The organism is Exiguobacterium sp. s145 (assembly GCF_018618835.1).
GTDB lineage: Bacteria > Bacillota > Bacilli > Exiguobacteriales > Exiguobacteriaceae > Exiguobacterium_A > Exiguobacterium_A artemiae.
This window is the reverse complement of sequence record NZ_JACSMV010000001.1, coordinates 155,903-169,442: the sequence shown is the minus strand read 5'-3', so window position 1 is coordinate 169,442 and position 13,540 is coordinate 155,903. Positions and strand designations below refer to the sequence as shown.

Sequence of the window (13,540 nt, the reverse complement as noted above, 5' to 3'; positions counted from 1 at the left end):
ATTTAATATAGCATTCCCCTTATCGAAATGCAACTGGTTCCGCCCCTTAAAATTTGGTCATTTTTCAGTCGTTTCACTTGACATCCAGCGTCGGATAAATGCTTTGTTCGGATCGTATTTTTGTTGTTGAAATTCAGGGTTAAACCGGGGTGTCCGGGTCGCATTTCCGACTCCCGCGATATAAGCCCAGTTTCCGTAATTGGAGGCAACATCGTAATCAATCAACTGCTGTTCAAAGTATCGCGCGCCGATCCGCCAATCCTGTTTCAAGTCATGAATCAGATAACTAGCTGTAATTTGACGTCCCCGGTTCGACATCCAACCGGTTTCCTTGATTTCCCGCATGAAGGCATCGACAAACGGTTCTCCCGTCTCGCCGGCCATCCACGAATCGATTGCCGCCTGATCCGTCTTCCACGTCAAACGACCGTCCTTTAAACCGCTCGAGCGAAACAGCCGGTGTCCCGTCTCGCGCATCGTCAAATGGAAGAAGTCCCGCCACAATAATTCAAAGTATAACCAGTAGGTCGATTCATTCGCGCCGTGTTCCCGTTCCGTCCGTTGCAATTCTGCCATGACCCGTCGCGGAGACAGTGAACCGTTGGCAAGCCAGGCGGAGAGTTTGGAAGAATCATCAACGTCAAAACCGTTCCGTGTTTCTTTATAGGTAAAAATCGGTTGTTCCAGATACGCTGCTAATCGGTTCCTGCCGGCCGCCTCGCCTCCCATGAACGGGAACGCGGTTCGCGGGTCATTAACGGCTCTCGTTTGCGACGGTTCGACATACCGTATCTTTCCGGGTGCTTCGATTGGCTCCGCGAAGCGGCCATCGTGTTCGACTCTTTTCCGGAAGGCCGTAAAGACACGTTTCAGTTCATCACTGCCAATATCTTCCCGGAGGTGGAGCGTCTGAGTCTCATACATTCGCGTGGTAAAACGCTTCTGTACTTCGCTTTCCTGTCGTACTTCGTATTCACCCGTCATCCGGTGAAAATAAACGACGTCCTCCGGTTGAATGAACGATGTCAGTTGTTCAACCGTCTCCCCTTGTAAAATCGTCAGTTCAATGCCGAGTTGTGCCAAATGTTCTTTTAAGGACTTTAAGGTTTCCTCTTCAAATGTCATCTGCTGTTTGCCGCGACCGTCTGCTGTCTGCCGAACGAACACAGCACGGACTGTCTTCTGTTCCTCGCATGCCCGTGTCAATGCCTCATGATCGTCGACCCGCAAATCTTTTCGGTACCATACAACTCCTGCCATATCCTCAGCTCCTTTCTCTTTTCTACCCGTACTATCTCAATCTTACTTCCTTTCGCAAAGAACCAATGTGCTAGAAAGGTTTTAAGTTTTTGTTTTCGTGGAATATGATTAGTACAACTTACTAAGGAGTGAAACATTTCATGGCTGCTAAAAAAGGGAAATTAAGAACATTGATCACGCTTGCTACGACGGTTGGACCGATCGTCTACAAATTCTATAAAAAGCAACAATCTAAAAAATCAATCAACACACCAAAACGATAAAACAGCAAACGTGTTTCTCTTCTTAGAGAAACACGTTTTTTGATGCCAGGATGTATCCATCAGCGGTACATCTTTTTTATACGGTTTATTTTTTACTGACCCCATTGCTTTCCCGTTCGTAAAACCGCCATGGATACGCTGTTGCTTCTCCCGCATTCGGAATCCCGATCCTCGTCGTCTGGACGATTTCAGTCGCTTGACCGTTCTCAATCTGAAACCGGTGATCCGTGTAGAGATCAGCACCTGAATCGTCCGTTCTCAATCCGAAGGCCTGACATAATTTAGCGGGACCGTTGACGAGATTTTTTTGCTCGGTTTTGGTCAGTTCCGCATACGGCTTCCCAAAACGGCGGTCAGCAACTAAATCGTGTCCGGTGATGATTTCCGCTCCGCGAAGCAAAATCCCATATCCTTGTCCGACTTCCCCGCAGACGATGTTCAAACAATGATGCATGCCATAGGTGAAATACACATAGATATGACCGGCCGGGCCAAACATCGGCGCGGTCCGTTTTGTCGGTCGTCCACTGTAGGAATGGGCGGCTTGATCGTGCGGACCAAGGTACGCCTCCACTTCGACAATCCGCATCGTAACGTGTTCGACCGTCAACAGACTCCCTAACAATTCTGGTGCCACCTCAACCGGTGACCGTTCAAAAAATATCCGTTCCATCTTCAGTCCCCCTTATAAAAAAACAGATTCCCTTCAGGATCGAAGGAAATCTGTTGGTATTATGATTGTTTGACTGCTGTCCGAATCGACAGTTCATTCAATTGTGCGTCTGAAACCGGGCTTGGTGCCGCTGTCAACAGATCGCTCGCAGAAGCTGTTTTCGGGAACGCAATCGTATCGCGTAAGTTCGTCCGGCCTGCAAGCAGCATGATCAGACGGTCAAGACCAAGTGCGATACCGGCGTGCGGTGGTGTGCCGTACTCGAATGCTTCCATCAGGAAACCAAATTGTTCGTTTGCTTCTTCTTCCGTGAAGCCAAGCAATTTAAACATCCGCTCTTGAATATCACGTTCGTAAATCCGTTGTGATCCGCCACCGAGCTCATAACCGTTCAAGACAAGGTCATAGGCAACAGCGAGGACACTGCCCGGGTCTGTCTCGAGTTTATCGAGATCTTCCCGACGCGGCATCGTGAACGGGTGGTGGTTCGCATAAAAACGACTGTCCGCTTCTTCAAACGTCACGAGTGGGAAGTCCGTTACCCACAGGAAGTTGAAGACGGTTTCGTCAATCAAGCCGAGTTCTTTTCCTAGTTTTTGACGAAGGGCACCCAGACTGTCGGCAACAATTGATGCTTTTGCCGCGACGAACACAAGTAAGTCACCAGCTTCCGCTGTCGTCGCTTCGACGAGTCGGGCTGTTGCTGCCTCATCAAAGAACTTCGCAATCGGCCCGTTCAGTCCGTCAGCGGTCACTTTAACCCAAGCAAGGCCTTTGGCACCATAAATTGCTGTAAACTCTTGTAATTTATCGATGTCTTTACGGGAGAACTGATCGGCTGCCCCTTTGACATTCAAGGCTTTGACTTCGCCACCTGATTCAAGCGCCATGTCGAAGACTTTGAAGCCAGCTCCTGTGACGGCTTCCGCGACATCAATCAATTCAAGACCGAAACGCGTATCCGGTTTATCTGAACCGAACCGGCTCATCGCTTCCGCATACGGCATCCGCGGAAACGGCGTCGTGATGTCTTTTCCGAGTGTTTCTTTCATGACACGCGTCATCATCGATTCCATCATCGCATACAGATCTTCGACGTCCATGAAACTTGTTTCAATATCGACTTGTGTGAATTCCGGTTGACGGTCGGCCCGTAAATCTTCATCACGGAAACAACGGGCGATTTGGAAGTACCGCTCAAAGCCGGATACCATCAATAATTGCTTAAACAACTGCGGTGATTGCGGTAAGGCGTAAAACTCACCCGGGTGAACACGACTCGGAACGAGATAGTCACGCGCGCCTTCCGGTGTCGATTTCGTTAAGATCGGTGTTTCAACTTCGAGGAAGTCCTGTTCGTCGAGGAAGTTCCGCATGATATTCGAAGCTTTCGAACGCAGACGGAATGTTTCCTGTAATGACGGACGACGGAGATCCAGGTAGCGGTATTTCAGACGAAGGTCTTCCGATGTCTGTTCCGCTTCTTCACTGATCGGGAACGGCGTCATTTTCGAAGCGTTTAAGATGATGACTTCGTCTGCGACGACTTCGACTTGGCCGGTCGGGATGTTCGGGTTCGGATTTTCACGCTGGACGACTGTCCCTTTGATGTCGAGCACGTATTCCGAGCGAATCGATTCCGCCAAACGGTGTGCCTGTTCGTTTTCCGGTTGGAAGACGACTTGGACGATACCGGTCCGGTCACGAAGATCGAGGAAAATCAATCCCCCGAGGTCACGTCGTTTTTGGACCCATCCTTTTAGTTGAACGGCTTGGCCGATCGTTTCCTCTGTTACGGTTCCGTTCATGTGTGTACGTCCGATCATTGTACTTCCTCCTTTAATTTCGCGACAATCGTATCGGCAACAGCAGATAATGGTACATCAATCTGTTCGCCGGTCGACATGTCTTTTAACGCAGCCGCTCCGCGCTCGACTTCTTCGTCTCCGAGGATGACGGTGAAACGGGCTTTCAAACGGTCTGCCGCTTTGAATTGCCCCTTAAACTTCCGTCCGAGATAATCACGGTCTGCGGCAAGTCCTTCAAGACGCATCAACTGCAACAGGCGTGTTGCCGTTTTTTCAACTTCATCGTTGCCTTGCGCGACAATGAAGACATCAATTGCATCATCGATTTCCGGCAGGACCCCTTCATTTTCAAGCGCCATCAACAGACGTTCGATTCCGATTCCAAATCCGATTCCCGGTGTGGCCGGTCCGCCGATTTGTTCAACGAGTCCGTTATAACGTCCGCCCCCGCAAAGTGTCGTAATCGCGCCGAACCCTTCTGCTTCCGACATGATTTCAAATGACGTGTGATTATAGTAATCCAGTCCGCGGACAAGGGTCGGATCAATCACGTATTCGATACCAAGCGCATCCAGGTGCAACAGGACTTGATCGAAGTACTCTTTCGAAGCCGGATTCAAAAAGTCGAGAATCGATGGGGCTGTCGCCATACTCGGGTGATTCCGGTCGACTTTACAATCGAGTACGCGAAGCGGATTCGCTTCCAGACGGTTTTGACAATCCTGACATAACTCGTGAGCGACCGGCTTAAAGTGGTTGACGAGTGCTTCCCGGTGTGCGGCACGACTTTCGCTGTCTCCGAGCGAGTTGATGACGAGCTTCAGTTTTTTCAGTCCGAATGAGCGGTAAATGCTCATCGCCAGGCTGATGACTTCTGCATCGATGGCCGGCTCTTCACTGCCGAGTGCCTCGACACCGTATTGGTGCAGTTGACGGAAACGTCCGGCTTGCGGGCGTTCATAACGGAACATCGGTCCGATGTAAAAGAGTTTGACGGGCTGATTGGCAGCACCGTACAGTTTATTCGTCACGAATGACCGAACGACTGCTGCCGTCCCTTCCGGACGAAGCGTAAATTGTTCTTTGCCGCGCTTTTCAAGCATGAACATCTCTTTTTGAACGATGTCCGTCGTCTCACCGACACCGCGTTTAAACAGCTCTGTTTCTTCGAAAATCGGTGTCCGGATTTCTTTGTAGTTATACCGTTTACTGATCTCCCGCAATTGGTTTTCAATATACTGCCAACGTTCCACTGTACCGGGAAGTACATCAAACGTTCCGCGTGGTAATTTCATCCTAATTCCTCCTTTTGAATACAAAAAAAGCCCTCGTCCGCAAAGGGACGAGAACTTAAAGATCCCGTGGTACCACCCTGGTTGCTGAAAAATCTCAGCCACTCGGTGCAGTTAACGCCTGCCTACGATTTCCCCTACTCTGTTCGTTTCAGGAAAATACCTCAAAAGGGTCTTTCATCTAGTTCGTCTGATCGCCCTTTCAGCCGGGGAGCGACTCTCTATGCAGCCGAGATCTAAATTACTCTTCTTCGTCATCGGTTCTTAATTCGTTCTGTTATCCTTTATATTGCCTCGTCCAAAAGATCCTGTCAAGACTTTGGTCACTTTTCAAGAATCAACGTCACCGGTCCGTCATTGACGAGCGCAACGTCCATCATCGCTCCGAACTGTCCGGTCTCGACGATGATTCCCTGCTGACGTAAACGAGCGTTGAACGCTTCATACAACTCATTTGCAACATCAGGTTTGGCCGCTTCTGTAAAAGCAGGGCGACGGCCCTTTTTGACGTCTCCGTATAAGGTGAACTGGGACACCGATAAAATCTTCCCCTCGACATCCTGAAGCGACCGGTTCATCCGTTCTTCTTCATCCTCGAACACACGTAACCCGGCAATCTTGTCCGCCAACCAGTTGACTTGCTCCAGCGTATCGTCATGCGTGACCCCGACGAGTAAAAGAAATCCTTGATCGATTTGACCGGCAACCGCCCCTTCGACCGTCACGCTTGCTTCTTTGACCCGTTGTAATACGACTCGCATTTCTATCCGCTCCTTATGTCATCATGACGCGATGCACGGCATACACGTCTGATATTTGTTTAATTCGATCGACGACCTTTTGCAGGTGATTGACGTTGTCGATTGCGATCGTCATTGAAATCTTGGCCTGTTTGCTGTCGTCTCCCTTACCGCTGACAGCTACGATATTCGTGTTCATCGCGGACACCGATTGGAGGACATCATTTAACAGACCCGCCCGGTCAAAACCGGAAATTTCGATTTCGACGTTATAACTCTTGACCGTCTTGCCTTCATGTTCCCATTCGACTTCAAGCAACCGTTCCGGATTCTGTTCATGAATCACATTCAGACAATCGGACCGGTGAATCGAAACACCGCGACCGCGGGTAATATACCCGACGATATCATCACCCGGAACCGGGTTGCAGCAACGGCTCATGCGGACCAGCATGTTGTCGATGCCTTTGACACGAACGCCTTCCGGATTTTGTTTCTTCGGTCGGTCAAACGTCTTCATTTCACTGATGGCTTCGTTTAATTCAAGATTTTTTGACTCTTTGTCTTTGCGCAATTTTTCCGTCAATTTATGCGCGACTTGGGCAGCGGTCAGACCGTGATATCCGACGGCAGCATACATATCTTCTTCTTGACCGAAGTTGAACTTCCGTGTCACGTCCTCAAGTGTCTTATCGTTGATGACATCCTTTGGTTCAAAGCCGAGTTTTTTTACTTCCGCCTCAATCAGTTCCCGACCTTTCGAGACGTTTTCTTCCCGTTGTTGCCGTTTGAACCATTGACGGATTTTATTTTTCGCCTGACTCGATACACAAATCTTGAGCCAATCCTTGCTTGGTCCATAACTGTGTTTCGACGTAACGATTTCAATGATGTCACCGGTCTTCAGTTTGTAATCGATCGGCACCATCCGTCCGTTGACTTTTGCTCCAATCGTCCGGTGTCCGATTTCCGTATGGATCCGGTAGGCATAATCAATCGGCACCGACCCTTTCGGCAATTCGATGACGTCACCCTTTGGTGTAAAGACGTACAGCATATCGCTGAAGAAGTCGACTTTGACCGACTCCATGAATTCTTCCGCATCGGCGGTATCTTTTTGTAACTCCAGAATTTCACGGAAGTGAGCGATTTTATCTTCAAAACCTGACTTCGCCTCTTGCTCTTTTCCTTCTTTGTAAGCCCAGTGTGCGGCAATTCCGTATTCGGCGATGAAATGCATATCGCGTGTCCGAATTTGCACTTCAAGCGGTTCACCCTTCGGCCCGATAACCGTTGTATGCAACGACTGGTACATGTTCGGTTTAGGCATCGCGATATAGTCCTTGAAGCGTCCCGGCATCGGTTTGTATTGGGTGTGAATGATTCCGAGAACCGCGTAACAATCCTTGATGGAGTCGACGATGATTCGCACGGCCATCAAATCATAGATTTCGCTGAATTCTTTTTTCGAGTTCTGCATCTTGTTGTAGATCGAGTAGATATGTTTCGGACGACCATCCACCTCGGCTGCGATCTCGACTTCTTCGAGTACTTCGTTGACTTCATCGATGACAGACGTGACGAGCGCTTCGCGTTCCGTCCGCTTTTGTTTCATCATCGAGACAATCCGGTAGTATTGTTGCGGATTGATGTAACGCAGACTGATGTCTTCGAGTTCCCATTTAATCGTCGAAATCCCGAGTCGATGCGCGAGCGGCGCAAAGATTTCAAGCGTTTCTTCTGCTTTTTGGACTTGTTTCTCTTTGACCATATGTTGAAGCGTCCGCATGTTGTGCAGGCGGTCGGCTAACTTGATCAAAATCACGCGGATGTCTTCTGCCATCGCAATAAACATCTTCCGGTGATTTTCTGCCAATTCTTCTCGTTTGGACTTGTATTTGATCTTCCCGAGTTTCGTCACGCCATCGACCAGCATCGCGACATCTGCTCCGAATCGTTCCGTGAGTTCTTCCAGCGTAATGTCAGTGTCTTCGACGACATCATGAAGAAGAGCGGCAACAATCGTCGTCGCGTCGAGTCCGATATCTACCAGTATCCCAGCCACTTGAACCGGGTGAATGATATAAGGTTCACCCGATCGACGAAATTGTCCTTCATGCTCGTCTTTTGCGAATTGATAGGCACGTTCGATATCTTTGACTTCTGCCTCTGTCATGTACTCCGCACATCGAGCGAGAAGGTCTTCTACATTTACGATTTGTTTATTTGTCATCCCTTATCCTCACCCAGTCCCCGGGATTGATTACGCTGAATCCCTAATATATATCCTCTATTATCGTGAAATTTTGATAATATGTCAAAATAAAAAGAAATACCCCCCCGACCACTGCCGAGAAGGTATTGCTTATTCATTAATCTGCGTAACGAATCAAGGATAAAATATCGTATCCTTCTAATTTTTCACGTCCGCCTAAACCGTCAAGTTCAATCAGGAATCCGATTCCGGCAACCGTTCCACCGAGTTGCTCAATCATTTTGATTGTCGCTTCGATCGTGCCGCCTGTTGCCAGTAGGTCATCGAGAATGACGACGCGTTGTCCTGGTTGGATTGCATCGTGGTGCATCGTCAAGACATCTTTCCCGTACTCAAGACCATACTCGACACGGACTGTCTCACGCGGTAATTTTCCTTCTTTACGAACTGGAACAAATCCGATTTCCATCGCGTATGCTGCTGGGCATCCGACAACGAATCCGCGTGCTTCCGGTCCGGCGATGACGTCCGCGCCTTGCTTACGGGCATAGTCGATCAATGCATCGACTGACTGCTTATAAGCAGGACCGTTCTGCATCAGGGATGTGATATCTTTGAAACTGATTCCTTCTTTCGGCCAGTTTTCGACCTCTTTTATATGCTGTTTGAACTCCATGTCATTTCCTCCTGCTTCGCCGCTTCTACCAAAGTATCAAAACGCTCTTTCAACTGAGCGAGTGACGAATAAATGTATTGTTGCTCAAGACGTTGACGTTCCTCATGACGCTTGTACGTCGTTGCTTCCGTCAAGTCCCGTTTTTCAGCATTCGGGTTTACACCCGGCAGCCCGTCCTCCATTGTAACAAGAAAATCAAGTTCCGAAAACACTGAATGCATAAAGTTAATCGAACGTTTCGACCATTTTCGCGATTTCGACAAACGAACAAGCCCGATTCGGAGCTCGTCACGGGGACATTTCGCAAAGTAATTGAAATAATGTTTAAACTCTTCCCGTGACGGAATCGTCTCGAAATAGTACCCTTCATCCTTAAACGCACAGTAAATCCGTTCGGCATCTTTTAAATACGGCAAGAAAGCTGCTTCTTCTTCGGGCAAATCCAAAAAGACAACATTTGCCTTCGCCTCTCCGTTCAGCGGACGCTCGGCATATTTGGATTGTGTTTCTTCCGAAAATGCAACAAATGTCGTCGTGTCGTGCGGAAGTTCAAATAAATCCGTTAATGGTTTTTTCCCACCGCGGTAATCGAACAATTGATAATCCACGACGGCCAGATCCTGAATCATCAGTTGCGGTTTACGGAAACCGTTCCATTCGTTGATGTTCAGACTCCCCATCAATGAAACTTCAGCGAGCGATGATACTTCGTCAACGGCATCTCCAAACCCGAATCCGATACCATCGAGTTCCGTTTTCCCGTCCGTCACAAGAACCTTCAAGTGCGTTAAATCACGCCCGATTCGTTTCAAGTCCCGAATGTTGGCGCCTTCGACGACGACACGCGGCGACGGATTTCCCATACCAAACGGAGACAACCGTCCCATTTCTTCAATCAAGCCAATCGAGACATCCGAGACACGTAAACGTAAATCAATCTCCGTCGTGGCGATAAACGCTTCGTCCGGCAGACTTGCCGCTTGGGCATTCAACCGTTCTCGTAACACCGGGACGTTTTCTGATGACAATGTCATCCCGGCAGCCGCCGGATGTCCTCCGAAGTGCGGTAAGATGTCAGCCGTCTGATTCAACTCGGCAAAGAGGTCAAAGGCTACAATCGAACGTCCTGATCCTTTAGCCGTCCCTTTTTCTGCATCGTGACACAACAGAATGACCGGACGATGGTACTTTTCAACGAGCCGGGATGCGACGATTCCGACGACACCGGGATTCCATTGATCGGAATCAACGACTAAAACACGATCGGACAGATAATGTTGCTCCACGAGTGCCGTCGCTTCTTCGGCAATTTTTTTGACGATATCCTGCCGTTGCTTGTTTTGCTGATCGAGTTGCTCGGCGAGCGGTTCCGCTTCTTCCATCGTTTCCGCAAGCAGCATCTCAAGCGCTGGCATCGCCGAGTCAAGACGTCCGGCCGCATTGATCCGGGGTCCAAAGGCAAATCCGACCGATTCTTCCGTCAGTTCGTCTTCGACGAGACTGCAGACTTTCCGTAACGCCAGGATGCCAGGCCGTTCACTGGCATTCAATGCTTCAATTCCTTTTGCTGCAAGCAAACGGTTTTCGCCGATAAGCGGGACTAAATCGGCAATCGTTCCGAGTACAGCCAAATCAAGCAATTCTTCCGGTACACGCCCAAGCAGCGCGTGGGCGACCTTAAAGGCTACACCGGCTCCGGCGAGCTTCGAATACGGATAGTTGGAATCGACACCCGGATGAATCATAGCAAAAGCGTCCGGCAGGACATCTTTTGCTTCATGGTGATCGGTAATGATTAAATCGACGCCGAGTTCTTTTAAAACAGCCGCTTCCTCGATGCCGGAAATCCCGCAGTCGACCGTGATGACGAGACCGAATCCTTCTTCTGCTGCCCAGCGGAACGCCGCCTCGTTCGGTCCATAACCTTCCGTAAAACGATTCGGGATATAACATTCCGCCATCGCACCGATTTCAATCAGCGCATGCCATAAAATCGCAGCGGAACTGACACCGTCAACATCGTAGTCGCCGTAAATCAAAATCATTTCACCTTCATCTGCCGCCTGCTGAATTCGGGTGATCACTTTGGTCATATCCTGGAACAAAAAAGGATCGTGAAATGCCGTTTGATCCGTTTCCAAAAATGCCTTGGCTTGATCGGCGGTATCAAATCCCCGCTGAACAAGCAAGTGCGCAACTTGCCGGGATACGTTCACCTGGTCGGCTAACTCGTCTATTTTAAGCGAATCGACGTCTTTGTCGATCCATGTTTTCTTTGAATGATACATCCAATCCCTCCAATCAACTCCATCATTATAGAACAAAACCCGCGTTAGCGATAGCTAACACGGGTCAGGTCATGAGGCTTGTTTAGATGATTTGAGCGTCCGGCCTTTCATGACGAGCCACAATTGGGCTGCGATGAAAATTGAAGAATACATCCCCATGATCAGACCCACCAATAAGGCAAGGCTGAATCCACGAATCGCTTCACTGCCGAAGATATAGAGCGCCGCTGCCGTCATGATGACTGTGACGACAGTATTGATTGAACGAATGATTGTCTGTTGAATCGATTCGTTGACAATATGCGACAATTCGCTGAACGTCACTTGTCGGCCGCCTTTTTCAGCATGGGCGAGATTTTCCCGAACCCTGTCGAACGTAACAATCGTATCATTGACCGAATACCCGATGATGGTCAAGATCGCTGCGATGAAGTACAGATTGACTTCAATCTGGAACAGCGAGAAGAAGGCGATGATCATCAAGGCGTCATGGAGCAACGCAAGAACAGTCGCAATCCCGTATAACGGTTGGAAACGGAACGAGACGTAGATGACGATCCCAAGCGACGCCAGTAAAACGGCATAAATTGCATTACGGGCAATCTCCTGACCGACCTGGGCAGATACAGTCGAGATGCTTGGTTCTTTCTTGTATTTCGCTTCAATCGCTTGTTTCATTTTCGAGATTTGTTGCTGATCGAATTCTCCGACGAACGTCACGTTCGCGAGCTTGCCGCCTTGCGCAAATTGAACACCGTTAATTTCCGCTGCGTCAATTCCGGCATCTTCGATAACGGAACGAACCTCTGATTCCTTAATCGTGTTCGTTGAAGAAATTTCAACCCGTGTTCCTTCTGTAAAGTCAATTCCGAGGTTCAGGCCGCGGAGTGTGAGCAACAAAACAGAAATGACGACAAGGGCCATCGTGATGATAAAGTAAATGTTCCGGTGTTTTACATAATCAAATTTCGTAGGATTAAAGTTCACGAATTTCACTCTCCTTTACGCCAAACCAGGTTTTCTTCTTATCAAACCATCGGCTGCTGACGAGAAGTTGCATCAGGTAACGTGAGATGAAAACATTCGTGACGAACGTGACGGCAATCGAGACCATCAGCATGATCGCGAATCCTTTGACGGTACTCGTTCCGAAGTAATACAACACGCCTGCAGAAATCAACGTCGTCAAGTTGGCATCAAGAATCGTACCAAATGAGCGGCGGTTACCGGCTTTGAAAGCAGACAAGACAGATTTCCCGCTTCGGAGTTCATCTTTGATCCGTTCTGCCGTGATGATGTTGGCATCTACCGCCATCCCGACTCCAAGGACAAGGGCCGCGATTCCCGGTAAGGTCAGGACGGCGTTAATTCCGTTAAAGAAGATCATGACGAGATAGATGTAGAACAACAAGGTAATGATCGATACGAAACCGGATACCCGGTAAAACAGCAACATGAACAAGAAGACGGCTGCGACACCGATCATCGACGCAAACAAAGTCTGGTCGAGGGCATCTTGACCAAATGCGGCCGAGACAGACGTCGAGTAGATTTCATCCAGCTTAACCGGTAGTGCTCCGGCGTTTAAGATGGAGGATAGTTGCTTCCCGTATTCTGCTGTAATGTCACCACCGGAGATGATGGCTTTATCCGAGTTGATCGGCTGTTGGACCGATGCATCGGAGACAATTTTAGAGTTTTCTTTTTGAATCTCTTTTTCGTACGTATCGCCTTTCTCATAGTCGAGCCAAATGACAAGACGATTGGCGGGCGGTTGCATTTTTGATACTTGTTGTGTCACTTCATAAAATTTTTCTTTCGACTTCATTGTCAGTTCGACGAGCGGTGCATTTGTTTGCGGATCGTATCCGACTTTTGCGCCTTTAGCCTTTAAGTCTGAACCATCAAGTAACACTTTGTCGTTGATGTCCCGGAATGACAATTCGGCTGTCGAGGATAGAATCTGACGGGCTTCACTCTGATTTTTGACACCGGCTAGTTGAACACGAATCCGGTTGTCTCCTTCAATCCGGATATCCGGCTCTGAGACACCCAGTACGTTGACCCGGTTTTCGATTGCCGTCAGTGTTGCGCTCATCGCATTGGCATCGATGACGTCACCTTTTTTCAACGGTTGTACTTCATACAACACTTCAAATCCGCCTTTTAAGTCCAGACCGAGTTTTGTGTCTTTTAAGAGCCAATTCGATGTCGTGCCAATCAAAACGAGCAGCGCGGCAACGATGATGAAGAACGTGGCCAGTTTTCCCTTCTTAATCATGCTACATTGTCCTTTCTCTCAATCCCAGTATATTTTCAGACAAC

9 protein-coding genes, 1 pseudogene and 1 other annotated feature are annotated in these 13,540 nt (G+C 48.8%); of the genes and pseudogenes, 1 reads left to right on the top strand and 9 read right to left on the bottom strand.

The features are described from left to right. Window positions 1-57: 57 nt before the first annotated feature. Window positions 58-1,260, bottom strand: a complete 1,203-nt coding sequence (locus tag KNQ07_RS00795) for a DASH family cryptochrome (protein ID WP_214763544.1) — start codon at window positions 1,258-1,260, stop codon at window positions 58-60. A gap of 140 nt (window positions 1,261-1,400) precedes the next feature. Between KNQ07_RS00795 and KNQ07_RS16205 the strand changes: the two genes are divergently transcribed. Next, entirely contained in the window at window positions 1,401-1,523 is a 123-nt protein-coding gene (locus tag KNQ07_RS16205) for a hypothetical protein (RefSeq protein ID WP_012370953.1), read from the top strand. Window positions 1,524-1,608: 85 nt separating this feature from the next. Here KNQ07_RS16205 and KNQ07_RS00790 read toward each other — a convergent pair whose 3' ends face one another. From KNQ07_RS00790 to secD, 8 genes and pseudogenes are all read right to left on the bottom strand, one after another. Then, window positions 1,609-2,196 (bottom strand): DNA-3-methyladenine glycosylase, encoded by a 588-nt coding sequence (locus KNQ07_RS00790; RefSeq protein WP_012370954.1) that lies wholly within the window; start codon window positions 2,194-2,196, stop codon window positions 1,609-1,611. A gap of 59 nt (window positions 2,197-2,255) precedes the next feature. Next, the gene (gene aspS, locus KNQ07_RS00785) at window positions 2,256-4,022 is read right to left on the bottom strand and encodes an aspartate--tRNA ligase (RefSeq protein WP_012370955.1); all 1,767 of its coding nucleotides are present in this window, start codon (window positions 4,020-4,022) and stop codon (window positions 2,256-2,258) included. After that, the gene (hisS, locus tag KNQ07_RS00780; RefSeq protein WP_251139424.1) at window positions 4,019-5,299 is read right to left on the bottom strand and encodes a histidine--tRNA ligase; all 1,281 of its coding nucleotides are present in this window, start codon (window positions 5,297-5,299) and stop codon (window positions 4,019-4,021) included. Before hisS ends, aspS begins: the two co-directional genes overlap by 4 nt. A gap of 40 nt (window positions 5,300-5,339) precedes the next feature. Beyond that, window positions 5,340-5,563 (bottom strand) — a binding site (T-box leader). 56 nt (window positions 5,564-5,619) lie between these two features. Then, window positions 5,620-6,057 (bottom strand): D-aminoacyl-tRNA deacylase, encoded by a 438-nt coding sequence (dtd, locus tag KNQ07_RS00775; RefSeq protein ID WP_214763542.1) that lies wholly within the window; start codon window positions 6,055-6,057, stop codon window positions 5,620-5,622. Window positions 6,058-6,070: 13 nt separating this feature from the next. Next, on the bottom strand, window positions 6,071-8,269 hold the full coding sequence (locus tag KNQ07_RS00770) for a RelA/SpoT family protein (protein ID WP_214763538.1): 2,199 nt from the start codon (window positions 8,267-8,269) through the stop codon (window positions 6,071-6,073). 139 nt (window positions 8,270-8,408) lie between these two features. After that, complete coding sequence (locus KNQ07_RS00765) at window positions 8,409-8,927, bottom strand: adenine phosphoribosyltransferase (protein ID WP_012370959.1); 519 nt, start codon at window positions 8,925-8,927, stop codon at window positions 8,409-8,411. Further along, window positions 8,906-11,215, bottom strand: coding sequence for a single-stranded-DNA-specific exonuclease RecJ (recJ, locus tag KNQ07_RS00760; RefSeq protein WP_214763537.1), 2,310 nt, complete (start codon window positions 11,213-11,215; stop codon window positions 8,906-8,908). The genes KNQ07_RS00765 and recJ overlap by 22 nt, the downstream gene beginning before the upstream one ends. 69 nt (window positions 11,216-11,284) lie before the next feature. Then, window positions 11,285-13,496 (bottom strand): annotated as a pseudogene (gene secD / locus KNQ07_RS16070) (protein translocase subunit SecD). Between the last annotated feature and the right edge of the window lie 44 nt (window positions 13,497-13,540).